The sequence below is a fragment of the Nocardia sp. NPDC058640 genome (assembly GCF_042716995.1).
Lineage (GTDB): Bacteria > Actinomycetota > Actinomycetes > Mycobacteriales > Mycobacteriaceae > Nocardia.
In genome coordinates this window covers 1-23,214 of sequence record NZ_JBHXRG010000040.1, presented here as the reverse complement: position 1 = coordinate 23,214, position 23,214 = coordinate 1, and the positions used below count along the sequence as shown (strand labels likewise).

Sequence of the window (23,214 nt, the reverse complement as noted above, 5' to 3'; positions counted from 1 at the left end):
GCTGTGAGCGCCGGGTTTGACGAAAGCCGAACAGTAACAGCGCGTTATGTGACCTGCGGCACATCGTTGCCGCGTTGTTATCACTGCGCAACGCCGCTGGCACGTTGCCACCGGGTGCGGGTAGTAATGGAGGGTCAGGGTCGGGGAATCGTTACCTCGTGGAGACCTTCGCGGACTCTGCGTCACTACGCGTCAATGAGAAGATCTCGCGCCGTCGCAGGCGGGGCGGGAGATGGAATGGACGAGAACTTATGCACTACGAGGCAAATATTCAGCAATCTCACTGGCTTCGCCGGGGTCTGTTGCTGTCGGCAGCGGTCGCCGCGACCGGCGCACTGGCCGTCGTGCCCGCGCAGGCGCAGCCCCTGTTGCCGTTCGGGCTCGGCGGCTCCAGCCAGCCCGCGGTGAACGAGCCCGCGCAGGCCGCGCCCTTCGCGCCGCCCAACATCAACATCGGCGACGGCGAGACCGTCGGCGTCGCGCAGCCGATCGCCATCACCTTCCAGGAGCCGGTCGAAGACCGCGCGGCCGCCGAGCGGGCCATCAAGGTCACCTCGAGCGCCAACGCGCCCGGCCACTTCTACTGGACCTCGAGCAAGCAGGTCCGCTGGAAGCCCACCGAGTTCTGGCCGGCCAACACCGACGTGACCGTGGTCGCGGGCGGCACCACCAGCTCGTTCCACATCGGTGACGCGCTCGTGGCCACCGTCGACGACGCCACCAAGATGATCGTGGTCACCCGCAACGGTGAAGTCGTGCGCGAAATGCCGACCTCGCTGGGCAAGCCCGGCTACGAGACCCCCAACGGCACCTACATCGTGGGCGAGCGGCTCGAGAAGATGACCATGGATTCGTCGACCTACGGCGTGCCCGTCACCGATCCCGAGGGCTACAAGCTCGAGGTCGAATACGCCACCCGCCTGTCCAACAGCGGCATCTTCGTGCACGCCGCCCCGTGGTCGGTGGGCCAGCAGGGTTACTCCAACGCCAGCCACGGCTGCCTCAATGTGAGCACCGAAGACGGAAAGTGGTTCCTGGAGAACACCCGTCGCGGTGACGCCGTGATCGTGACCGGTACGCAGGGTGGAACCCTCAGTGCCGGCGACGGTTTGGGCGACTGGAACTAGTGTTCTGAACAAAAGCCGAACAATACGATCATTTCTGATCGTATTGTTCGGCTTTTTGCTGTACTGGCCACTGTGTGCCCGATGTTCAGAAAATCGGCGGGCAGGGTTAACCAACAGTTCGCCGTGCGCCGTAAGGCTGCCGCAGTGCGTAAGAGTCCAGAGCGGGTATTGCCCGGGAAAAGCCGTCGATGGCAGGACTACGCGCTGTTCGTGGTACTTGTCGTGCCGAACCTCGCGTTGCTGACCCTGTTCGTTTACCGGCCGCTTGCCGACAATATCCGGCTGTCGTTCACCGACTGGAACATCGCCGATCCGGTGGCCAATTCCGTGGGGTTCGACAACTACATCGAATGGTGGCAGCGCGACGACTCCTGGAAAGTCGTCAGCAATACGGTGATCTTCACCGTGGCCGCCGTCGTGGTGAGCATGGCACTGGGTCTGGCGCTGGCGATGCTGCTGGATCGAAAGCTGTTCGGGCGCAACGTCGTTCGCTCCGCGATTTTCGCGCCGTTCGTGATTTCGGGCGCGGCGATCGGGGTGGCTTTCCAATTCATCTTCGATCCGAGTTTCGGTCTGGTACAAGACCTGTTGCACCGGGTCGGTGTCGACAATGTGCCCGATTTCTATCAGGACCCGGACTGGGCCCTGTTCATGGTGACGATCACTTACATCTGGAAGAACCTGGGCTACGCCTTCGTGATCTATCTGGCCGCGCTGCAAGGTGTGCGCGCGGAACTGCTGGAAGCCGCCGAAATGGACGGCGCCAGTAGCTGGACGCGATTCACGAAAGTTCTACTGCCGCAGCTTCGCCCGACGACATTTTTTCTGTCGATCACCGTGCTGCTGAACTCGCTGCAGGTCTTCGACATCATCAATGTGATGACGCGTGGCGGACCGCTGGGCAACGGCACCACCACCATGGTGTTCCAGGTGTACGAGGAGTCGTTCAAAAACTTCCGGGCCGGGTACGGCGCCACCGTGGCCTCGATCATGTTCTTGGTGCTGCTGGTGGTCACGTTGATCCAGGTGCGTGTGATGGATCGAGGCGAACGATGAAACATGTAGGCCCGCAAACCCTTTCGTACCGGCGACGCGAACGTGCGATCACCCTGCTCGGCTACGCGGCCATGGTGTGCGTGCTGATCATCGTGGGTGTGCCGCTGTTCTGGATCCTGATCACCTCGCTCAAGGATCGCTCCGAGATCTACACCCAGCCCGCGGTCTACTGGCCGTCGAGTTGGCACCCGGAGAACTACAGCCACGCCACCACCACGGTGCCGTTCTGGACGTTCCTGCGGAACTCGATCATCGTGACCGGCATCGTGTCGGTGGTGAAGTTCGCGCTCGGGGTGTTCAGCGCGTACGGGCTGGTGTTCCTGCGGTTCCCCGGCAAGAACCTGGTGTTCCTGGTGATCATCGCGGCGCTGATGGTGCCCAACCAGATCACGGTGATCTCCAACTACGCGTTCATCGCGCAGCTCGGTTGGCGAAATACGTTCCAGGGCATCATCATTCCGCTGTGCGGTGTCGCCTTCGGCACGTTCTTGATGCGCAACCATTTCCTGTCGCTGCCCGGTGAAGTGATCGAGGCGGCGCGCATGGACGGCGCGAACTGGTGGCGGCTGCTCACCCGCGTGGTGCTGCCGATGTCGGGGCCCACGATGGTCGCGTTCGCGGTGGTCACGCTGGTCACCGAGTGGAACGAGTACCTGTGGCCGTTCCTGATGGCCGATTCCGCCGACGTCGCCACCCTGCCGGTCGGCCTGACCCTGCTGCAGAACACCGAGAACCCCAGCACCACCAACTGGGGGTCGGTGATGGCGGGCACCGTGCTCACGATGCTGCCCATTCTGCTGGTTTTCCTTGCCCTGCAACGTCACATGATCAAAGGCCTCACCTCCGGTGCGGTCAAAGGTTAAATCTCGAACAGGAGTTCGCCCGTGTCCCACTCTCGATTCCCGGCGCTGAGTCGCCGTGGCTTCATCGGCCTGACCGGTGGCGTCGCCGCTGCCGCCGCCCTGACCGCATGCGCGGGCACCGGCGGTGGATCCGGCGATTCCGGTGACGCCAACACCATCACCTTCTGGTCCAACCACCCCGGTACCTCCAAGGAGCTGGAGCTGGAGCTGATCAACCGCTTCCAGGCCAAGCATCCTGACCTGAAGGTGAACCTGGTCGACGCGGGCAAGAACTACGAGGAGGTGGCGCAGAAGTTCAACGCCGCGCTCACCGGTGGTGAACTGCCCGATGTCGTTGTGCTGTCCGATGTCTGGTGGTTCAACTACGCGCTGAGCAAGGCGATCGAACCGCTGGACGGGCACTTCGGTGCCGCCGGGGTGAAGCTCGACGACTACGTGGACTCGCTGGCCGCGGACTACCTGTTCGACGGCAAGCACTACGCCCTGCCGTACGCCCGCTCGACGCCGCTGTTCTACTACAACAAGGACGTCTGGGCCAAGGCGGGCCTGCCCGACCGCGGCCCGAACTCCTGGCAGGAATTCGACGAGTGGGGCCCGAAGCTGCAGTCCGTGGTCGGCGGCGACAAGTTCGCGCACGCCTGGGGCGACGCCAAGAACTACCTGGGCTGGACCTTCCAGGGCCCGAACTGGACCTTCGGTGGCGCGTACTCCGACAAGTGGACCCTGAAGTTCACCGATCCGGGCTCCATCGCCGCGGCCACCTATCTGCGTGAATCCATCAATGTGAAGAAGTACGCCGCCATCCGTCCGCAGATCGCGGTCGACTTCGGCACCGGCGTGGCCGCCTCCACCATCGCCTCCACCGGCGACCTCAAGGGCATCAAGAAGAACGCCGACGGCAAGTTCGAGGTCGGCACCGCGTTCCTGCCGCACCCCAACGGGCCCGGCGTCACCACCGGCGGCGCCGGTCTGGCGATCCCGTCGCGGATCTCCGAGGCGCGAAAGGTGAACGCGCTCAAGTTCATCGAGTTCATCACCAACGCGGCCAACACCGCGTACTTCACGCAGAACACGGGCTACATGCCGGTGCGCAAGTCGGCCGTGACCGATCCTTCCGAGATCGACTTCCTGGCGAAGAACCCGAACTCCAAGGTCGCCATCGACCAGCTGTCGGTGGCGAAGTCGCAGGACTACGCGCGCGTGTTCGTGCCCGGCGCCGACCAGATCATCGGCACCGGCTACGAACAGATCGGCCTCCAGAACGCCGATCCGGCAACGGTTCTGGCCAAGGTCGCCGCCGACGTGCAGGCGATCATCGACCGGCAGATCACGCCCAAGCTGCCCAAGTAGTTCCTTCGCGGGCCGGTGGTGTCGCACCACCGGCCCGTTCGTCTTTCTCAGGAGTGACATTCGCATGGCCACAGTGCAGTTCGACGGTGTGACCCACCGCTATCCCGGCGCCGACGCCCCCGCCGTCGACGCACTCGACATCGACATCGCCGACGGCGAGTTCCTGGTGCTGGTCGGGCCGTCGGGTTGCGGCAAGTCCACCAGCCTGCGGATGCTTGCCGGGCTGGAATCCGTTGAGTCCGGGACTATTCGGATCGGCGACCGTGATGTGACCGGGCTGCCGCCGCGCGCTCGTGACGTGGCGATGGTGTTCCAGAGTTACGCGCTCTACCCGAACATGACCGTGGCCGAGAACATGGGGTTCGCGCTGCGCAACGCGGGAATGTCCAAGTCCGACACGCTCGTTCGCGTGCGCGAAGCTGCCGCCATGCTGGAACTCGAGCCGCTGCTGGATCGCAAACCGGCCAAGCTTTCCGGTGGACAGCGGCAACGAGTTGCCATGGGGCGGGCCATTGTTCGTCGGCCGCAGGTGTTCTGCATGGATGAACCGCTGTCGAATCTGGATGCGAAGCTGCGTGTTTCGACCCGCTCGCAGATCGCCGCCCTGCAGCAGCGGCTGGGGACCACCACCGTCTACGTCACGCACGACCAGGTCGAGGCGATGACGATGGGGCACAGGGTCGCAGTGCTGTTGGACGGGACTTTGCAGCAGATCGCCGCTCCCCGTGAGCTTTACGACAATCCGTTGAATACTTTCGTCGCCGGGTTCATCGGTTCACCCGGCATGAACCTGCTCGAAGCACCCGTGGTCGAAGGCTCTGCCGTGCTCGATGGTCTACGAATTCCCCTGCCGCGCAGTGTTTCCGGTGCCCGCGTGGTCCTCGGTGTCCGCCCCGAATCGTGGGAAGTCACCTCCGACCCGGCCGGCATCACCGTCGTCGCCGAACTTCTCGAAGAACTCGGCGCCGAATCCTTCGTCTACACCCACGGCGCGGGCACCGACTGGTCCACCCGCTCCGGCAAGATCGTCGTGCGAGTGGACCGCCGCTTCAAAACCACCCTGGGCGAAACCCTGCACCTGCGACCCAAGGTCGACGAGGTCTTCTTCTTCGACGCCGAGACCGACCTGCGCCTGCGCTGATCAGCGCGGCGGGTGTTCGCGGGCGTGGGCTACCGCTTTCGCGATGCCGTCGGTCCAGACGGGGCCGTGGCCGGGGAGGACCAGTGCCGCGTCGAGGGGTTCGAGGATGTCCAGGGCTGCGACGGTGTCTTCGGTGGAGTGGTTGAAGAAGCACGGAAGTACCTGGGGGCCCGTGATTTTCGAGGTCGGGTGGGCCGTGCACAGGGTGTCGCCGGTGGCTAGTGCGCCTACCTCGGGGAGGTGGAACACGGTGTGGCCGGAGGTGTGGCCCGGGGTCGCGACGGGGATCGGGTGGCCGGGGAAATCCAGGGGGCCTTCAGTGGGGAAGGGTTGGATGTGGGGGACCGGGTTCTTGCGTAGGCCGCCCGCGGCGGTGATGCGGGCGGCCCAGCCGAGGGTTTTGCGGTCGGTCAGACGCTTGATCACGTCCAGGGGAGTGGCGGATTCGTGCACGTCGCCGCGGGCGTGGGCCACTTCGGTTTCGCTGGTGTAGACCGGGATCGCGTAATGGCGGTGCAGGTGGTTCAGTGCGCCGACGTGGTCCAGGTGGGCGTGGGTCAGCAGGATCGCCCTGATGTCTTCGGGGCGGTGGCCCAACGCGCGGACCGACTTCTCGATGGTGGCGGCGTCGCCGTACCAGCCCGCGTCGATCAACGTGAGGTCGCTGCCGTCGCGCAGCAGGACCATGTTGACGTCGGTGCCTGCGATGGTGAAAACGTTGTCGGCTACCTGCTGGTGACGCATGAATCCCTCTCCGGAGCAATGAATTTCGAGCCTACCGGCTGCGCGGCCGGCAGGCTCGAATCACATCACCAGATCGTCACACGCTGTTCGGGATCCAGGAACAGCTTGTCGTCGGGGGTCACGTCGAAGGCCTCGTAGAAGCTGTCGATATTGCGGACCACCGCGTTGCAGCGGAACTCCGGCGGGGAGTGCGGGTCGATGGCAAGGCGGCGGATCGCCTCTTCCTGGCGGGCCTTGGTGCGCCAGACCTGCGCCCACCCGTAGAACACGCGCTGCAGACCGGTGAGACCGTCGATGACCGGGGGTTCTTCGCCGTTCAGCGAGATCTTGTAGGCGGCCAACGCGATCGACAGGCCGCCCAGATCGCCGATGTTCTCGCCGATGGTGAACTCACCGTTCACGGTGTGCTCGTCGTCGAGGTCGGCGGGGGACAGCACGTTGTACTGGTCGATCAAAGCCTTGGTGCGCTTGCCGAACTCGGCGCGATCCGCGTCGGTCCACCAGTCCTGCATGTTGCCGTCGCCGTCGTACTTGGCGCCCTGGTCGTCGAAACCGTGGCCGATCTCGTGGCCGATCACCGCGCCGATGCCACCGTAGTTGGCGGCGTCGTCGGCGTTCATGTCGAAGAACGGCGGCTGCAGGATCGCCGCGGGGAACACGATCTCGTTCATGCCCGGGTTGTAGTAGGCGTTCACGGTCTGCGGGGTCATGAACCACTCGCCCCGGTCCACCTCGCCACCCAGTTTGCCCAGGTCACGGTCGTGATCGGCGGCGTAACCGCGACGGTAGTTGCCCACCAGATCGGTGGGGTCGATCTCGACCGCGGCGTAGTCGCGCCAGGTGTCGGGGTAGCCGATCTTGGGGGTGAACTTCTCCAGCTTGGTCAGCGCGGCCGCGCGGGTGTCGGGGCCCATCCACTCGAGGTCGGTGATATTGCGGCGGTAGGCCTCCTGCAGGTTGGCCACCAGTTCGACCATCCGAGCCTTCGCCGCGGGCGGAAAGTGCCGTGCGACATAGATTTTGCCGACTGCCTCGCCCAGCAACTCCTGCACCAGGGAGACGCCGCGCTTCCAGCGATCGCGGTTCTCCTGGGCGCCGGTGAGGGTGCGACCGTAGAAGTCGAAGTTCTCCTCGACGATCTCGTCGGTGAGGAAGGCGGCGCGGGCGTGCAGGACCTGCCAGGCGGCCCAGGCCTGCCAATCCTGCTGCGGGACATCGTTCCACGCGGTAGCGAAAGCGCGCAGGTAGTCGGGCTGGCGGACCACGAGTTCGGCGAACAGGTCCGCGCCCTCGCGAGCTTGGCCGGCCGCGATGGCGCCCACCCATGCAGCCCAGTCGAATTCGGGATGTTCCGCGACGAGATCAGCGAAAGTCGTGAGGTTGTAGCTCTTTTCGGCATCCCGCCGACGCACTACATCCCAATGTCCCGCGGCCAGTGTGCGTTCCAGCTCGAACACGCGCCGGGCAGCATCAGCCGGATCGGCAGGCAGCAGCCCTTCCAACGACGCATCGGCGGCCGCGATGGTGAACATCTTCGTGATGTGCGCGATGTACGCATCACGGATCTCCGCGAATTCCTCAGAGCGGTAATACGACTCATCCGGCAGCCCGATCCCCGACTGCGTCGCATGCACGAGGTACCGCGTGGAGTCCTTGTCATCGGTATCGACGTAGTACCCCACCGCCCCCCGAACCCCGGTCCGCTGCAACCCACCCAGCAACGCCGCGAACCCACTCGCATCCGCAACCTGCGCGATCGCGGTCAACTCATCAGCAACCGGCGCGAACCCCGCAGCAGCCACCACCTCGGTAGCCATAAAACTGGAGTACAAATCCCCGATCTTGCGCGCATCCACCCCCTCCGCGGCACCGGACGCACTGTCGGTGATGATCGCCTGCACATCCAACTCGGCCTGGTCGTACAACGTGCGAAACGCCCCGTCGACAGCCCGATCAGCCGGAATCTCATACCCCGCCAACCACTGCCCGTTGACATGCGAGAACAGATCATCCTGCACCCGCACCTCCTGATCACGGAAGGACAGGTCGATACCGGAAGGAGCACTCAGATCGGAAGTCACGCGCTCCAGTATGCCCAAACATCGAAGGGCGCCGAGGCCCGTACAGTAGCGCTATTACAGCGCTACAATGGCGCCATGGCGACTATTCAGATTCGAGATCTACCCGACGAGGACGCGGAGGTGTTCCGCAAGCGCGCGGAAGCTGCGGGAATGTCTCTGCAGGCCTACATGCGGCGAGAGCTGATCGCGGCCGCACGGCGACGCTCGAAGACCGAGGCAATGGCGGCGATCAGGGAATCGCTGGAACGTGATCCAGGTCCGGGCGGCGACCGCGATTCGATCCTGAGCGCCTTGGAAGACGCCCGTGGCGAGTGACGAGTACGTAGTAGACGCGTCAGCGGTATCGACCGCGCTGCTCCGCAAAGACGCTGTCGGCGCAGCCGTTGCCCGACTGATCGAGAACAGCACCTGCCACGCACCCCACCTCATCGACGCCGAAGTAGGCAACGTCCTACGCAGACACGAGCGCAAAGAGCTGATCAACGCGACGACCGCTGCCGTCGGGTTGCGGATGCTGGCAACAATGGTCGACCAGCGGTACGCCCACCACGGCTGGCTCTCCGAAGAAGCGTGGAAACTACGCCACACCATCACCTTCTACGACGGCCTCTACGCGGCCCTGGCCGCCCGACTCGACATCGCCCTACTCACCAGCGATGCCAAGCTGAGCCGAGCCCCCGGATTGCCGTGCCGCGTCGAACTGATCGAGTGACTCGATCCCTCTCAGACGCAGGCGAATTCGTTGGCTCGGGCGCCGGCGGTGAAGGCTTGCCATTCTTCGGCGGTGAAGTGGAGGAGGGTGTTGTCGTGGCGGAGGGTGGTGGTGCCGTCGGGGGCGGTGTGGGCTACCAGGGAGGGGTGTCTGCGCGCGCTCAGTAGGCAGCGAAGGAAGGTTGTCCACAGGGCTGCGTCGACGGTGATGATGGGCTCTTCGGAGCCGGCGTTCATCGGGTTTCGGCGGAATTTGCTGTCTCGTATCTGGACAGTGGATTCGACGAAACGGACCTCGACGCATTGGTTGCCGTTGTTCGAGCGTGACGAGGTGAACCAGCCGTGGTCGGCCGGGGTGCGGCGAGCGGTGGTGGACATAGCTCGAATCCTACACGCTGGCATACTCGCTGATCAGGGCGAGAGATTCGGTGCGGGACAGGGATTGCTCGCGGGCGCGCACGTACGCGAAGCCCAGGTCTCGGACCTGTTCGGCGTCGTCTACGTGACCGCCGAAGACGGCGCTTTCGGCCCAGGCGAAGGTGGGTAGCTGATCGCTTGCGAAGTCGAGTAGGTGGAAGCTGGAACCGCCGAGAACGGCACCTTCGGGGGCGCTGAACGGGATGACGCGGACATCCACGGTGTCGAGTTCGCGGACCAGCTTCACCAGGTGGCGTAGCTGCTCGCGCAGGACTTCGGTGCCGCCGGTTTGTTGTCGCAGGGTGGCCTCGCCGAGGACGGCGGTGAGTTCCAGCGGATCGGGGCCGTGCAACCGTTGTTGGCGACGCAGTCGTATCGAGACTAATTGGTCAACCTGGACCGGGCGGATCATCACATCGGCGCTGATCAGGGCGCGGGCGTACGCCTCGGTTTGCAGCAGGCCGGGCACGATCATGCTGTCGTAGCTGCGGATGCTCTGCGCGCCTGCCTCCATCCCGTACAGCCGCTGCAATTCGGGACCGATCAGGGCCGCAGCGGTTGTGGCCCACCAGCCGCGCTCTTTGCTCGCTTCGAGAAGCGCGAGCAGTTCGCCGCGTTCGTCGCCGGCCACATCGAGAACGTCGAGAACAGGTTCGATGGTGGTGCGGGTGAGTACCCGCCTGCCCTTTTCCACATGCGACCAGTTGGCGGGGGTGAAACCAACCCGGCGGGCGAAACCGGCCGAATCGAAACCGCGCTGCTCGCGCAGCTCGCGCAAGCGCAACACGAGTTCCCAACGCGCGACGGTCGGCGAAACGGGAGCCATGAACAGTTATCGTACGCTGACCGACACGCCAGCTACTGACTATTGTCAGCGCGGTTGTGCGGCTATAGGCTGTACAGAACGGCCATTTTCCTTCGCATCCAGCCGTTATGAAAAAGTTTCCCGCCCCATCCGCTCGTACCGCAGCACCAAGCTCCGAGCAAGCGAATTCACAGCTACATCGAGTCCACCGTCGACGGAGACGAGGTCGTGATGAGCACGTTGCGCACTGATGAGGACAAGGGCGGGTATTCGGCGGCCGAGGAATACTCGGTCACCCAAGACGCTTTGGCGCGCTGTCGCCGCTACCGCAAGGACCACGGCCTCTACGGGGTGGTCGATGCGACACTGGGCCGGATCGTGCTCGAGATCGGCGCGGTCGGGGCGGTGGTGATGCCGTCGACGCTGGGCGAACGAGTCCGCGGGCTGCTCATCTCCCGCGGCATGCGTTGCGGGCCGATCATCGCCCACCCGCGCTCCGGGCGCTGGACCTTCCTCACCGGACCGGTCGACAATTCCTATCTCGACACCGAACTGTTCGCCGAACTGTTCCGGGTGTGCGCCTCGGTCGCGCTGCCCGGCAGCGATATCGTGCTGCCGTCACCGGCCGACGAGCGCAGCGGATATCGCACCTGGATGCAACAGCCCGACGGTGATTTCCGCCCGGATTTCGCGCAGATCATCGCCGCTACCAGGACCAACGCCAGGTCGGCGTCGCTGTCGCGGCAGCCGGGATCAGCCTGAGCTCACTGCCCGCCCAAGCGCGCGTGCATCTCCCAGACCAGTACCTCGGCGTCACCGTGCGGACGAACCAGCTGACCGCCCGAACGCGACAGCCGCACGGCGTCACCTTGCGCCAACGTGCCGACACCCTCGACGTCGACCTCCCCGCGCGCGACGAAAACATGCAGGTAGGGCGCGTCCGGCAGCGTCACACCGGGATTGTCGGCCGCCATCCTGGCCACATGCATCGCCGCGTGCGAGGAGTTGATCGCGATGGCGGTGCGGTCGCGATAGCGCGGTAGCCCCGACGCCACCGTCACCAACTCGCCGCGCGCGAGTTCGTCATCGATCTCGAGCTGCTGATAGCCGGGGTCGACGCCGGGGGAGTCCGGCACCACCCACATCTGCACGAAGTGCACCGGCTCGTCGTGGGTGCGCCCGTCCAGGCTCCACGAATCGTTCTTCTCCGAGTGCAGGATCCCGGTCCCCGCGCTCATCCGCTGCGCCAGACCCGGATAGATGATGCCGTTGTGGCCCAGCGAATCCTGGTGCACCAGGCTGCCACCCAGCACCCAGGTGACGATTTCCATGTCGCGATGCGGGTGGGTGTCGAAGCCCTCGCCGGGCAGCACCACGTCCTCGTTGTTGACCAGCAGCAGCCCGTGATGGGTGTTGTCGGGGTCGTAATGTTCGCCGAACGAGAACGAATGCTTCGAATCCAGCCACGGGATCCGCGTCTTCATCCGGTCACCACCACGGTGTAATTCGATGCGCGGCGGTGTCGTCGAGGAGGGCGTCACGGTTCAATTCTGGCACCGATAGCGAGGATGCACCGAGCACGGGGTGAGCGCGCACCGCGGCGGCACGCGGGGGCACTAAGGTCATGGCGTGTCGACCCATCCCCCTGACGGCTCGAATACGGCGGATGAGCAGCCGATCTCGCTGAAACATCTGGTGCGCGACACCCGCGAGATAGTGCGCGACAACCCGCGGATGCCGCGCCTGGCCCTGTTGCGGCTGATCGCGCAATTCGGCGACGGGATGTTCCAGGCGGCACTGTCGGGCGCGATTCTGTTCAATCCCGAACGCGAGGCCGACCCGTTGGCGATCGCGGCCGGGTTCGCGGTGCTGCTGCTGCCGTATTCGGTGCTCGGACCGTACGCGGGCGCGCTGCTGGACCGGTGGGATCGGCGCAGTGTGCTGCTGGTGGCCAGTATCGCGCGGGCGGTGTTGATCGGTGCGGCGGCGATCGGGTTGTGCTTCGGGGTGGGGGAGACGCCGCTGCTGATCCTTGCGCTGGCCACGGTCGGCGTCAGCCGGTTCGTGCTGGCGGGGGTGTCGGCGGCGCTGCCGCAGGTGTTGGAACAACGCTGGTTGGTGCCGATGAATTCGGTGCTGGCCACGGTGGCTTCGGCGTGCGCGGGGATCGGGGCCGCGGCGTCGGTGGCGGTGATCGCGCTGATCGGCCCGGGGGATGCGGGGTCGGCGGTGGCGGTGGGGTTGTCGGGGATCGGCTCGCTGGTCGGCGCGATGCTGGCCTACGGGTTCCGCCCGCACGTGCTCGGGCCCGACCGCGGTTCGGCCGACACCGAGAGCACCGTGCACGCCATCGCGGCGGGCTTGCGTACGGGTGCGCGGGCGGTCTGGCATTCGGTGCAGGTGACCACGGCGATGATCGGCATCGGCGCGCACCGCATCGTGTTCGGGATGAACACGCTGATCATGGTGTTGGTGTTGCGGGCGCCGACCGACTCCGAGATGAGCGGCGGGCTGGTCGGTTTCGGGGTGGTGATCGTGGTGATCGCGGCGGGCATGCTGGTGGCGGCACTGGCCGCACCGATCCTGATTCCGCGGCTGGGCAGGCCGCGCACGGTCCTGCTCGGGTTGACGACCGCGCTGATCGTGCAGCTCACGCTGGTGACCCCGATCGCGCTGGCCACCGGATCGGCGGTGGACAACGCGCACCGGTTGCTGCTGGTCGGCGCGTTCGGCCTCGGCGTTGCCGGTCAGACCATCAAACTGACCGGCGACGCGAGCATGCAGATCGACATTCCCGACGATCAGCGCGGACAGGTATTCGCCCTGCAGGACACGGTGTTCAACATTTCCTTCGTGTTGGCGATCGCGGTGACCGCGCTGGTGATCCCGGCCGACGGACGGTCGATCGGGGTGGTGCTGGCCGGTGCCGCGGTGTACGCGGTGGGCATCGCGGCCATCGCGTTCAACTCCCGTCGAACCGTTCGCTGACCGGCGGGTCCTGCGCCAGCACGGTGCGATGGTCGACGGTCGCGTGCGGGATATCGGGCAGTAGTTCATCGTCGAACGACACGCCCGCACTCCACGGCATGTCGTCGATGGGTGCGTCGTAATCGACCCACAGCGCGTCGGCGAGGCTGCTGTGGGCCAAATCGGCGTGGCCGCACCAGTGGTGCGCGAGCGGGTCACCGGTTCCGAAGACGTACTCGATGTCGTTCACATCTGTTAGGACGCATCCCGAGCCCATTCGGTTCCGGTAAGTTCGCACAAGATCACGGTGTTCGGTGTCGACGCCGATTCGAGGGAGCCAGATGCGCGCAAGACCGCACGGAACTGCCGCGTTGGGTGTGGTGCTGTGCGCCATCCTCGCTGTCCCCGCGCAGGCCGCCCCGCTGCCGTGGGCGCCGCCGCCGGTGAACGTCTGCGGCGAAACAGGATTCGACCCGGTCAGTCGGCTGCCCGATCCCGCCGCACCGCCCGCGCCGCCGCTGCCCGCCCTGCCGCCGACCATCGACATCCCGATCTGGGTACCGCAACTGACGCCCGTGCCGGTGCCGGATCCGCCGCACGATCAGACCCGGGTGGCGCAGGTTCCGCTGCCGTCGGATCCGTGCCGGAATCCGTGTCCGCAGGTCCGGGACACGCCGGAACCGGAACCCGAACGCGTCGAGGAGACTTCGACCGGTTCCGCGGTGGCGCTACCGAGGATTCGGCTGAATCCGGAGATCGAACCCATTCCCATTCCGGTGCCCGGAGGCGAGGGCGAGCCCGCGCAGGAAGCGCCCGCGCCGGTGATCCGGCCGGTCGAATCCGGACCGCTGGGTGCGCCGATCATGCCCGCGTCGGTGGAGTCGGTGCGCCTGGTCGAGCAGGTCACCGGGCACGGTTCGGCCAACCGGACCGACATGCGCTGGCAGGTCGACGGCACCGACTTGGGACTGTTCTGGGAAACCGAACCGGGCAAGGTCGCCATGGTTTTCGGCGACACCTTCGGCGAGGGCTGGGCTTATGGCGGGGCGGGGGCCGATACCGCCGATTGGCGATCCAATGTGCTGGCCTACAGCTCCGACAAGGACCTGGCCGACGGCATCACCATCGACTCGATGGTGCAGGACAGCGCCTGTCACGCGGCGGAACTGCTGGGCAGCCGCAAGATCAAGAACTGGGAAACCACCACCATCCCCACCTCCGGATTCGCCCTCGGCAAGCGGCAATTCATGAGCTACATGTCGGTGAACCACTGGTCGAAGATCCCGGGCATGTGGCTGACCAACTACGGCGGCCTGGCCTACTCCGACGACGGCGGGCAGACCTGGACCAAAGATCAGCATGCCCGCTGGGAGAACATGTTCGGGCTGGGTCGATTCCAGGTGGCGGCGATGGTGCCGCACGGCGACTACGTGTACATGTTCGGCACGCCCAACGGCCGGATCGGCGTGATCGGGCTGGCCAGGGTACGCAAGGACGACGTGCTCAACAAGACCGCCTACCAGTACTGGGTGGACGGCAAATGGGCCCCCGCGGCGGAGAATTCGGCGACGCCGCTGGTCCACGGCACGGCCAGTGAGCTATCGGTGCGGTTCGACTCCGACAGCAAGCAGTGGCAGATGGTGTACCTCGATTCGGCCGCGAGCCAGATCGTGTTGCGGACCGCGGGTGAACCGCAGGGTGCGTGGACTTCGGCGGTGCCGCTGGTTTCGACCCAGATGTATCCGAAGGCGTACGGCGGCTTCATCCACCCGTGGTCGACGGCGCAGGATCTGTATTTCACGATGTCGGCGTGGGACAGCTACAACGTGTACCTCATGCACGCGCGCCTGCGTCCGCCGCGCTGATCACGAACTTCAGCCGGTCGCCGGGGCGGGCTTGGGCGACGCGGTCCACATCGGCGTCCAGGACGACCGCGATCACCGGATAACCGCCGGTGATCGGGTGATCGGCCAGGAAGACGATCGGTTGACCGCTGGGCGGCACCTGCACCGAGCCGAGCGCGACGCCCTCCGACGGCAATTCGCGGGTGATCGACCGGATCAGCGGGGGGCCGTCGGCGCGATCGAGGCGGGCACCGACGCGGTCGGTGTCGGCGGACACGGTCCAGGAACCGCGGAACAACTGGTCGGGGTCGGTGAACCAGTCGGCGCGCGGGCCGGGGGTCGCGCGGACTTCCAGTACTTCCGGCGGGAGCGGGACCGGCGCGAATTCCACGGTCGGCAGGGTTCGCGGCGGGGGACCGACGGGTAACTGGGTGCCGATCTGGAGGGGTTCGGGGCCGATACCGGACAGGGTGTCGCGGCTGCGGGAACCGAGCACTTTGGCCACGTCGATGCCGCCGCGCACGGCCACATAACTGCGCAAACCAGTGGTGGCCAGGCCCAATCGCAGCACCTGGCCCTCGTCTAGTTCGAGCACGCTGGCGTGTCCGACCGGCGTGCCATCGATCGTGGCGGGGGCCGGTGCGCCGGTGACCGCGACCGTGAGATGGCCGTCGGCGCGCAGTTCCAGGCCGCCCAGTAGTACCTCGATGGCGGCGACGTCCTCCGGATTGCCGACCAGCCGGTTCGCCAGCCGCAACGAGCCGCGATCCGCGGCACCCGCCTGACCGACGCCGGAATCGAACCAGCCCTGTCTGCCCAGGTCCTGCACCGTCGCCAGCGGCCCCACCCGCTCGATAAAGATCAGCATGCGATCTCTCCCCGATTCGCTGTCGAGGCGGCGCATCGTTGAGCAGCCCTTGCCTGTACCGCCGAAACGGCTCTTACTCGGACGCGACGAACCGAATCGACGAACCCGCCCGAACCAGCGCGGGTGGATCGCGGTCCACCACCCACATTCGCAGATCGGTCGTGCCGATCACCTGCCAGCCGCCCGGCGTGCCGCGCGGATATACCCCCGAGTAACCAGCGGCCAAGGCCACCGCACCCGGCGGGATGGCGGTGCGCGCGCGGGCTCGACGCGGCACCGTGAGCCTGCCGTCCGGGGAGGTGAGATAACCGAAACCTGGTGCGAAACCGACGAACGCGCAGTGCCAGACGGTGCCGGTATGCGACGCGATCACCTCGGGGATCGACAGGTCCAGCAGCCGGGCGACCTCGGGTAAATCCTCGCCGTCGTAGCGAACCGGGATCTCCACGATGTTCTCGTCCACTGTTCCACGGGAAACATCCGGTTGCGGCGGCTGCTGATCCAACCGGTCCAGCAGCGAGATCAACTCGCGGCGCACCTGCGTGCCGTAGTTCACCGAATGCATGGTGATCAGCACGGTTTCCGCGGCGGGCAGCACGTCTTCCACGCCGGCGATGGCGTGCACCCGCAACGCCGAGGCCAGCCGCTGCACCGGGCGCGGGTCATCGAGGGTGATGAGCATGGCGCGGTCGCCCGCCGGTCGGATCCGCGTGTTCCAGTCCATCGTGCCTCCCCTTCAGCTGAACGGCTGCACCGGAATTCCGGCTTCGCGCAGCGCCACCCGGATCCGGCCCGCCATATCCACGGCTGCCGGAGAGTCGCCGTGCACGCACACACTGGCCGCCGACACGGCGACCGTACCGGGACCGTCCACGGTACGCGCGGTCCCTGACAGCGCAAGAGATATCGCCTGCGCCACGGCATCGTCGACCGACAGCACCGCCCCGGCAACACCGCGCGGGGCCAGCGAACCTGTTGCAGTGTAGGCGCGATCGGCGAAACCCTCGCCGACGAAACGCAGGTTGTGGGCGGCGGTTTCCATCTCCGTGCCGGCGGGGCCGAGCAGCGCCAGGTTCGGGTCGGCCTCGGCCACGGCGGCCACCAGGGCTTCGGCGAGGAGGCGATCGCGGGCTGCCGCGTGGTAGAGCGCGCCGTGGGCTTTCACATAGCGGACTCGGTCGCCCGCGGCCGTGGCGAAGGCTTGGAGGGCGCCGATTTGGTAGAGCACCTCGTCGCGCAGGTCGGCGGGGGAGAGGGCGATCTCGCGGCGGCCGAAACCGACCAGGTCGCGGTAACCGACGTGGGCGCCTATTCGCACCCCCTTGGCCACGGCGAGCTCGCAGGTGCGGCGCATGATCGACGGGTCGCCGGCATGGAAACCGCACGCGATATTCGCGCTGGTCACGATGTCGAGCATGGCGGCGTCGTCGCCCATCCGCCACGGGCCGAAGCCTTCGCCCAGGTCACTGTTCAGATCCAGCGGCATGCCGGGAATGTACCCCGACAAATCGACCACGAACGAACTGAACCGAACTGTTATCCGCGCGTCAGCAGGCGTAGACGCGGACCTCGGTGGCTTTCACGGCGAAATAGACCTGCGCCCCGAGGGTGAGTTGGAGTTGGGCGACGGCGGCGGGGGTCAGGTCGGCGCACAGGCCGGGGGCTTGCGGTGCGTCGCCGCGGACTCGGACGATGCCGCCTCGGTCGGTGATCTCGGTGATGTCGACGGTGAAGACGTTGCGTGGGCTGCCGCCGGGGGTGGTGCGGAAGACCGAGACCGCGGCGGGGGAGAACACTGCCGCCGCAGGGGATTCGGGGCGGAGTTCGCCGATGACGCAGCCGTCTACGGCGAAATCGTCGACCTGGACGGTGCCCAGTGTCGGCCCTTCGGTGAGCTGCTTCGACGCGGTGCCGCGCAACAGGTTCAGGCCGGCGATGCGGGCGGCGAAGGGGTTGCGTGGGTGCGACATCACCTCGGCGACCGGGCCTTCTTCGACGATGCGGCCCGCTTCGACGATGACGAGGCGGTCGGCGAGGGTGATGGCGTCGATGATGTCGTGGGTGACCAGCACGGCGCAGCGGGTGGGTTCGTCGCGCAGGACTGCGCGCAGCAGGGTGCGCATGGCGGGGGCCACGTCGACGTCGAGGGCGGACATGGGTTCGTCGAGCAGGAGCAGGTCGGGGTCGACAGCCAGGGCGCGGGCCAGGGCGACGCGTTGGGCTTGGCCGCCGGAGAGGGTGGCGGGGGGGCGGTCGGCGAATTCGGTGGCGTCGACGGCTTTCAGCCAATTGTCGGCGATCGTTCGGGCGGCGCGGTGGGTGGTGCCTCGGCTTCGGGGGCCGAAGGCGACGTTGTCGCGGACGGTGAGGTGGGGGAACAGGAGGGGGTCTTGGGCGAGCAGGGAGACGCCGCGGCGATGTGGGGGGAGTGCGATGCCTTTCGTGGTGTCGGTGAGGGTGCGGGAGCCCAGTCGGACGTGGCCTTTGTCCGGGGTGATCAGGCCGGCGATGACCTGTAGGAGGCTGGATTTGCCCGCGCCGTTCGGGCCGAGGACGGCCAGTACTTCGCCGGGGGCTACTTCGAGGTGGATGTCGAGGTCGCGGGCAGGTATCCGGGCTGACACCGAAAGTCCATCGGAATCCACGGTCACTTCACCTCGCTGAGCGCGGGGGTGCCGCTGCGCAGTTGGGTGCCGGGGATGGGGCTTGTTCGGCGGTAGGCGAGGAGCACGATCAGCACCGCGACGATGATCAGCACCACCGAGAGGGCGACGGCCGCGTCGGGGTCGGCTTCGCGTTGGAGGTAGATCTCCAGGGGCAGGGTGCGGGTGCGGCCCTGGAGGCTGCCCGCGAAGGTCAGGGTGGCGCCGAACTCGCCGAGGGCTCGGGCGAAGGCGAGGACCGCGCCGGAGATCAGCGCGGGGCGCAGCAGTGGGAGGGTGATCCGCCACCAGACGGTGCTCGGTCCCGCGCCGAGGGTCGCGGCGATCTGCTCGTAGCGGCTGCCTGCCGTGCGCAGGGCTCCTTCGAGGGTGAGGACCAGGAACGGGAGTGCCACGAAGGTTTGTGCCAGCACGACTGCTGTTGTGCTGAAGGCGATGTGGATGCCCGCTGCTTCGAGGTGTTCTCCTAAAAGGCCACGTCGACCGAAGGTGTAGAGCAGCGCTATGCCGCCGACCACCGGTGGTAATACCAAGGGCAGCAACACAAGTGCACGCAACACCGGCAGCCCTCGCCAGCGCGCCCTGGCCAGCACTGCGGCCATCGGGACCCCGAATACCAGGCACAACACCGTGCTCGCGGTGGCGGTTCGCAGGCTCAACCACAGTGCGTCCCTTGATGCTTCGGTGGTCACCAGTTCCAGGAACCGGCTCCACTCGACGCCCCAGGCCAACGCACCCAAGGGCAACACCACCAGGGCGAAGCCCACCACGGCAGGGATCAGCAGCCAACGAGGCAATCCCGCGGCTGCTGTCACGGTGCGCCGAAGCCTGCGGCGGTGAGCGCGGCACGACCCGTGGGGCCGGTGACCAGGTCCGTGAACTTTTGCGCGGTAGCTGCTTGCTTCGAATCTGCCACTACCGCAATGGGATAGGTGTTCACAGCTACTGACGCCTCGGGAACGGCGACGACGCCGACCTTCGCGCTCGCTGCGTCGGTGACGTAGACGAAGCCGGCGTCGGCTTGGCCGGAGGTCACCTTGGTGAGCACGTCGGCGACCGACGATTCCTCGCTGACGGGGTGCAGGGTGGTGTTTGCGGCGTCGGCGACCTTCTTCGTCGCGCGACCGCACGGGACCTGGGGGGCGCAGATGACCAAGGTGGCGTCGGCGAGGTCGTTGATTCCGTTGATGCCCTTGGGGTTTCCCGGTGCGGTGACCAGTGTGAGGATATTGGTCGCGAATGTTGTTGGTGTCGCGGTGATTCGACCGTCTTTGATCACGTTGTCCATGGTCGGCTGGTCGGCGGAGGCGAAAACGTCAGCGGGGGCTCCTGCTTGGAGCTGGGCTGCCAGGTCTGAAGACCCCGCGTACGAAACCTGCACGTCCACACCGGGATTGGCGGACTCGAACTCCTTCTCCAGTCCCGTGAACACATTCTTCAGCGAAGCCGCCGCGAACACTGTCAGAGTCGATTCGCCTGTGTCCGAAGCGGTTTCGCTCGAGCAGCTCGCGGCCAGCACCGCCAGCGCACCGACGAGCGCGACCCGGCGGATCACGGCGCGGCCTTTTCGACCACCACGGTCGTGGCCTTCACGCTCGCCAACGCGACGCTGCCCGGCTCCAAACCCAGCTCGCGCACTGCTTCGCTGCTCATCAGCGAAACCACTGTGAAAGGACCGCATTGCATCTCCACCTGTGCCATCACCGTGTCGGTCACCACCCGCGTGACCAGCCCCGGGAACCGATTGCGTGCCGAACTGGCACTACCCACCTGGGTCTGTGGCGTGCGCGCCGCCTCGACGGCATGTTCGGCCAGTTCCCGGCCGTCGAGCACCAGGCGCCCGGCCGCGTCTTTCGTCGCCGTCAACGTGCCGGTGTCGATCCAGCGACGCACCGTGTCGTCGCTGACGCCGAGCAGATCGGCCGCTTCCTTGATTCGCAATGAGGCCACACGAACAGGATAGATCCGCAGATTCGTCTACAACAAGCAAATATCACCGCATTTTCGGAACCAACCGGTCGTGATGTCTCCTAATCCGGTCACACTTCATGGTCACGGGGGGTCGCGCCCAGTACGCTCGAATCCATCATGGCCACGTATTTCGATCCGAAGTCCTGGTCACTGGCAGGTGCTGTCGACATGGGCAAACGCCTGCTCGACCCCTCCTGGATCGACCAGTGGCTCGGTTTCACCACGTCCTGGGCCGATCCCGTCGCCGATCTGGGCTCCGGCACGGTCACCGCGCTGCTGCCCGACGTGCTGCTGACCGTGCTCAGCGAGGGCATTCTCAGCCGCTTCGGCGGCCAGGAAGTCGACGCCACGCTGCTGGGCCACGACCTGTCAGCCACCCTCGACACGTTCAAGGTGCGCAGACGCGGCGCTCACTTCCAGAGCAAAACGGTGCTGTCGAACCTGGTGTGGGACTCGCATCCGTTCGATACGGTCACCGTGATCGCGCACGGCGTGCGGTTGATTCCCGGCGTGCCGACCAAAGTGCGGGTGCAGCAGCTCGACATCGAGGGCAGCATCGGGATCGGCGCGCTGGTGGACTGGGTGGACGCGCAGAACCTGGACTGGCGGGTGCGACTGGACGAGCGCGGCCGCATCGTGGCCACCCATCGCACACGCAAGATGACCGCGATCGTGGACGGTCAGGTCTACGACAACCTGCTCACCCTCGACGTCCACCGGGCCAGTTGGTACGGCATCCGCCTGCCCAAACGCGTGGTGCCCGCGCCCGCGCTGCTGCTGGACGACCTGCCCAACCGCGCGAGCATCAACTACGCGCACCGGCGCGGTGACGTGGTGAAGTTCCGGCTCGAACTGCCCGAGACCACCGGTTCGTTCGACCTGACCCAGATACGCGACGCCATCATCGCCGGGACGACGCTGATCGTGTTCTGATCAGGACTGCTGCTGCGCCCACCACTCCCGCAGGGCCTCCTCGGCTTCTTCACGCGTCATCGGACCACGGTCCAGCCGCAGATCCTTCAGGAACTTCCACGCCTTACCCACCTGCGGACCCGGCGGCAGACCGAGCAGTTCCATGATCGCGTTGCCGTCCAGATCCGGGCGCACCCGCGCCAGATCCTCCTGCTCGCGCAGTACGGCGATCCGCTGCTCGAGCTCGTCATAGGTCGAACGCAGCGCTGCCGCGCGACGCTTGTTGCGCGTGGTGCAATCCGCGCGCACGAGTTTGTGCAGCCGATCGAGCAGGTCGTCGGCGTCGGTCACGTACCGGCGCACCGCCGAATCCGTCCACTGACCTTTGCCGTACCCGTGGAAACGCAGGTGCAGGAACACCAGGCGCGCAACCTCTTCGGTGAACGCCTTCGGGTACTTCAGCGCCCGCATCCGCTTGCGCACCATCTTCGCGCCGACCACCTCGTGATGGTGGAAGCTCACCCCGCCCGCGGGCTCGTTGCGTTTGGTGTCGGGCTTGCCGATGTCGTGCAGCAGCGCCGCCCAGCGCAACACCAGGTCCGGATCGCCGTCCTCCTGATCGATCGCCTGCTGCAGCACCGTCAAAGAATGCTGGTACACATCCTTGTGCTGGTGGTGCTCGTCGATCTCGAGCTTCATCGCGGGCACCTCGGGCAGCACGCGCTGCGCCAGACCGGTGTCGCACATGAGGTTGATGCCGTCGATCGGGTGGTCGGCGCCGATCAGCTTGTCCAGTTCCGCGCGCACCCGCTCGGCGGTGATCCGGTCGATCTGCTCGGCCATGTCGATGATCGCCGCCCGCACCCGCGGCGCCACCTCGAAACCCAACTGGGCCACGAAGCGCGCGGCACGCAGCATCCGCAGGGGGTCGTCGTCGAACGAATCCTGCGGCAGCGCAGGGGTATCCAGCACGCCCGCGAGCAGGGCGTCGATGCCGTTGAGCGGGTCGACGAACTCCAACGACCCGTCCGAGGCGATCTTCACCGCCATCGCGTTCACCGTGAAATCGCGCCGCACCAGGTCGCCGTCGAGCGTGTCACCGAAGGTCACCTCGGGATTGCGCGACACCCGGTCGTAGGTATCGGCGCGGAACGTGGTGATCTCGAGCTGCTGATCATCCTTGGCCGCACTGACCGTCCCGAACGCCAAGCCGCCGGTATCCCACAGATGATCCGCCCACCCGCGCATCAACTCCTGCACAACCTCCGGCCGCGCATCGGTGGTGAAATCCAGATCATTGCCCAGCCGCCCCAACACCGCGTCCCGCACGCTGCCGCCGACCAGATACAGACTGTGCCCCCGCTCGGCGAACATCGCCCCCAACGGCGCCAAAACATCACTGAGCTGCCCCAAAGTCACCGCCGCCCCCGCCAGCAGGCGAGCACGACGATCCGCCACAGCATCAGGGACAACGTCAGGGGAAACCACGAATGTCGACTTTACCGACCCCGTCCAATCGATTGCGCCCACCGCCCCGTATGTAGGTCCAACACCGGAGGGTTTGCGCCCGTCCCGCAGTTGGGAGTGCGATTTTTGCGACGAAGGAACGAAAATCGTTCGACCAACTGCGGGACACAAAGGGGCGCAAACCCCGCGGCACGCCCGGTGCCGCAAAAATAAAAACAGCTAAGCAG

25 protein-coding genes are annotated in these 23,214 nt (G+C 66.2%); 11 read left to right on the top strand and 14 right to left on the bottom strand.

Annotated elements, in window-relative coordinates; genetic code table 11:
• The first annotated feature begins 251 nt into the window (after window positions 1–251).
• The 5 genes from ACFWU5_RS26675 to ACFWU5_RS26655 all read left to right on the top strand — a co-directional run bounded on the left by ACFWU5_RS26675 (window position 252) and on the right by ACFWU5_RS26655 (window position 5,537).
• Window positions 252–1,127, top strand: coding sequence for a L,D-transpeptidase (locus ACFWU5_RS26675; protein ID WP_379269560.1), 876 nt, complete (start codon window positions 252–254; stop codon window positions 1,125–1,127).
• A 144-nt stretch (window positions 1,128–1,271) separates the two neighbouring features.
• Entirely contained in the window at window positions 1,272–2,183 is a 912-nt protein-coding gene (locus ACFWU5_RS26670; protein ID WP_379245472.1) for a carbohydrate ABC transporter permease, read from the top strand.
• A complete protein-coding gene (locus ACFWU5_RS26665; RefSeq protein ID WP_379269558.1) occupies window positions 2,180–3,046 on the top strand; it encodes a carbohydrate ABC transporter permease in 867 nt (288 codons plus the stop codon). The genes ACFWU5_RS26670 and ACFWU5_RS26665 overlap by 4 nt, the downstream gene beginning before the upstream one ends.
• Window positions 3,047–3,067: 21 nt before the next feature.
• Window positions 3,068–4,396 carry an ABC transporter substrate-binding protein gene (locus ACFWU5_RS26660; protein WP_379269557.1) on the top strand — a complete coding sequence of 443 codons (1,329 nt, stop codon included), beginning with the start codon at window positions 3,068–3,070 and terminating at the stop codon, window positions 4,394–4,396.
• A gap of 64 nt (window positions 4,397–4,460) precedes the next feature.
• Window positions 4,461–5,537 carry an ABC transporter ATP-binding protein gene (locus ACFWU5_RS26655; RefSeq protein WP_379269555.1) on the top strand — a complete coding sequence of 359 codons (1,077 nt, stop codon included), beginning with the start codon at window positions 4,461–4,463 and terminating at the stop codon, window positions 5,535–5,537.
• On the opposite strand, the gene ACFWU5_RS26650 is transcribed toward ACFWU5_RS26655, so the two are convergent.
• Window positions 5,538–6,281: an MBL fold metallo-hydrolase gene (locus ACFWU5_RS26650; protein WP_379269553.1), complete on the bottom strand. Its 744-nt coding sequence runs from the start codon at window positions 6,279–6,281 to the stop codon at window positions 5,538–5,540. It lies immediately after the preceding gene.
• Window positions 6,282–6,346: 65 nt separating this feature from the next.
• Entirely contained in the window at window positions 6,347–8,362 is a 2,016-nt protein-coding gene (locus ACFWU5_RS26645; RefSeq protein ID WP_379269551.1) for a M13 family metallopeptidase, read from the bottom strand.
• 75 nt (window positions 8,363–8,437) lie between these two features.
• Between ACFWU5_RS26645 and ACFWU5_RS26640 the strand changes: the two genes are divergently transcribed.
• Together ACFWU5_RS26640 and ACFWU5_RS26635 are read left to right on the top strand one after the other, a co-directional pair.
• Window positions 8,438–8,677, top strand: a complete 240-nt coding sequence (locus ACFWU5_RS26640) for an antitoxin (RefSeq protein ID WP_379269549.1) — start codon at window positions 8,438–8,440, stop codon at window positions 8,675–8,677.
• Window positions 8,667–9,074, top strand: coding sequence for a type II toxin-antitoxin system VapC family toxin (locus ACFWU5_RS26635; RefSeq protein WP_379269547.1), 408 nt, complete (start codon window positions 8,667–8,669; stop codon window positions 9,072–9,074). Before ACFWU5_RS26640 ends, ACFWU5_RS26635 begins: the two co-directional genes overlap by 11 nt.
• 11 nt (window positions 9,075–9,085) lie before the next feature.
• Here ACFWU5_RS26635 and ACFWU5_RS26630 read toward each other — a convergent pair whose 3' ends face one another.
• A complete protein-coding gene (locus tag ACFWU5_RS26630) occupies window positions 9,086–9,451 on the bottom strand; it encodes a DUF397 domain-containing protein (protein ID WP_379269545.1) in 366 nt (121 codons plus the stop codon).
• 10 nt (window positions 9,452–9,461) lie between these two features.
• Window positions 9,462–10,316 carry a helix-turn-helix domain-containing protein gene (locus ACFWU5_RS26625; protein ID WP_379269543.1) on the bottom strand — a complete coding sequence of 285 codons (855 nt, stop codon included), beginning with the start codon at window positions 10,314–10,316 and terminating at the stop codon, window positions 9,462–9,464.
• A 210-nt stretch (window positions 10,317–10,526) separates the two neighbouring features.
• On the opposite strand from ACFWU5_RS26625, the gene ACFWU5_RS26620 reads away from it, so the two are divergent.
• Window positions 10,527–11,057: a hypothetical protein gene (locus tag ACFWU5_RS26620; RefSeq protein WP_379245334.1), complete on the top strand. Its 531-nt coding sequence runs from the start codon at window positions 10,527–10,529 to the stop codon at window positions 11,055–11,057.
• 2 nt (window positions 11,058–11,059) lie between these two features.
• On the opposite strand, the gene ACFWU5_RS26615 is transcribed toward ACFWU5_RS26620, so the two are convergent.
• Entirely contained in the window at window positions 11,060–11,779 is a 720-nt protein-coding gene (locus tag ACFWU5_RS26615) for a pirin family protein (RefSeq protein WP_379245470.1), read from the bottom strand.
• 250 nt (window positions 11,780–12,029) lie between these two features.
• On the opposite strand from ACFWU5_RS26615, the gene ACFWU5_RS26610 reads away from it, so the two are divergent.
• Window positions 12,030–13,283 (top strand): MFS transporter, encoded by a 1,254-nt coding sequence (locus ACFWU5_RS26610; RefSeq protein ID WP_379245468.1) that lies wholly within the window; start codon window positions 12,030–12,032, stop codon window positions 13,281–13,283.
• Here the strand turns inward: ACFWU5_RS26610 and ACFWU5_RS26605 are convergent.
• Window positions 13,258–13,512, bottom strand: a complete 255-nt coding sequence (locus ACFWU5_RS26605) for a hypothetical protein (RefSeq protein ID WP_379245332.1) — start codon at window positions 13,510–13,512, stop codon at window positions 13,258–13,260. The genes ACFWU5_RS26610 and ACFWU5_RS26605 overlap by 26 nt on opposite strands.
• A gap of 91 nt (window positions 13,513–13,603) precedes the next feature.
• Between ACFWU5_RS26605 and ACFWU5_RS26600 the strand changes: the two genes are divergently transcribed.
• The gene (locus ACFWU5_RS26600; protein ID WP_379269542.1) at window positions 13,604–15,127 is read left to right on the top strand and encodes a DUF4185 domain-containing protein; all 1,524 of its coding nucleotides are present in this window, start codon (window positions 13,604–13,606) and stop codon (window positions 15,125–15,127) included.
• Here the strand turns inward: ACFWU5_RS26600 and ACFWU5_RS26595 are convergent.
• From ACFWU5_RS26595 to ACFWU5_RS26565, 7 genes are all read right to left on the bottom strand, one after another.
• The gene (locus ACFWU5_RS26595; protein ID WP_379269540.1) at window positions 15,096–15,974 is read right to left on the bottom strand and encodes a biotin-dependent carboxyltransferase family protein; all 879 of its coding nucleotides are present in this window, start codon (window positions 15,972–15,974) and stop codon (window positions 15,096–15,098) included. The two genes, ACFWU5_RS26600 and ACFWU5_RS26595, sit on opposite strands and share 32 nt — an antisense overlap.
• A 73-nt stretch (window positions 15,975–16,047) precedes the next feature.
• On the bottom strand, window positions 16,048–16,698 hold the full coding sequence (locus tag ACFWU5_RS26590) for an allophanate hydrolase subunit 1 (protein WP_379269538.1): 651 nt from the start codon (window positions 16,696–16,698) through the stop codon (window positions 16,048–16,050).
• 12 nt (window positions 16,699–16,710) lie between these two features.
• The gene (locus tag ACFWU5_RS26585; protein WP_379245324.1) at window positions 16,711–17,460 is read right to left on the bottom strand and encodes a LamB/YcsF family protein; all 750 of its coding nucleotides are present in this window, start codon (window positions 17,458–17,460) and stop codon (window positions 16,711–16,713) included.
• Between the two features lie 61 nt (window positions 17,461–17,521).
• Window positions 17,522–18,619 (bottom strand): sulfate/molybdate ABC transporter ATP-binding protein, encoded by a 1,098-nt coding sequence (locus tag ACFWU5_RS26580; protein WP_379269580.1) that lies wholly within the window; start codon window positions 18,617–18,619, stop codon window positions 17,522–17,524.
• A 2-nt stretch (window positions 18,620–18,621) separates the two neighbouring features.
• The gene (locus ACFWU5_RS26575; protein ID WP_379269536.1) at window positions 18,622–19,452 is read right to left on the bottom strand and encodes an ABC transporter permease; all 831 of its coding nucleotides are present in this window, start codon (window positions 19,450–19,452) and stop codon (window positions 18,622–18,624) included.
• Window positions 19,449–20,192 (bottom strand): molybdate ABC transporter substrate-binding protein, encoded by a 744-nt coding sequence (gene modA, locus ACFWU5_RS26570; protein WP_379269534.1) that lies wholly within the window; start codon window positions 20,190–20,192, stop codon window positions 19,449–19,451. Before modA ends, ACFWU5_RS26575 begins: the two co-directional genes overlap by 4 nt.
• On the bottom strand, window positions 20,189–20,587 hold the full coding sequence (locus ACFWU5_RS26565) for a molybdopterin-binding protein (RefSeq protein ID WP_379269532.1): 399 nt from the start codon (window positions 20,585–20,587) through the stop codon (window positions 20,189–20,191). The genes modA and ACFWU5_RS26565 overlap by 4 nt, the downstream gene beginning before the upstream one ends.
• Window positions 20,588–20,725: 138 nt before the next feature.
• Between ACFWU5_RS26565 and ACFWU5_RS26560 the strand changes: the two genes are divergently transcribed.
• Complete coding sequence (locus tag ACFWU5_RS26560) at window positions 20,726–21,541, top strand: hypothetical protein (protein WP_379245316.1); 816 nt, start codon at window positions 20,726–20,728, stop codon at window positions 21,539–21,541.
• On the opposite strand, the gene ACFWU5_RS26555 is transcribed toward ACFWU5_RS26560, so the two are convergent.
• On the bottom strand, window positions 21,542–23,008 hold the full coding sequence (locus tag ACFWU5_RS26555; RefSeq protein WP_379269530.1) for a CCA tRNA nucleotidyltransferase: 1,467 nt from the start codon (window positions 23,006–23,008) through the stop codon (window positions 21,542–21,544).
• Between the last annotated feature and the right edge of the window lie 206 nt (window positions 23,009–23,214).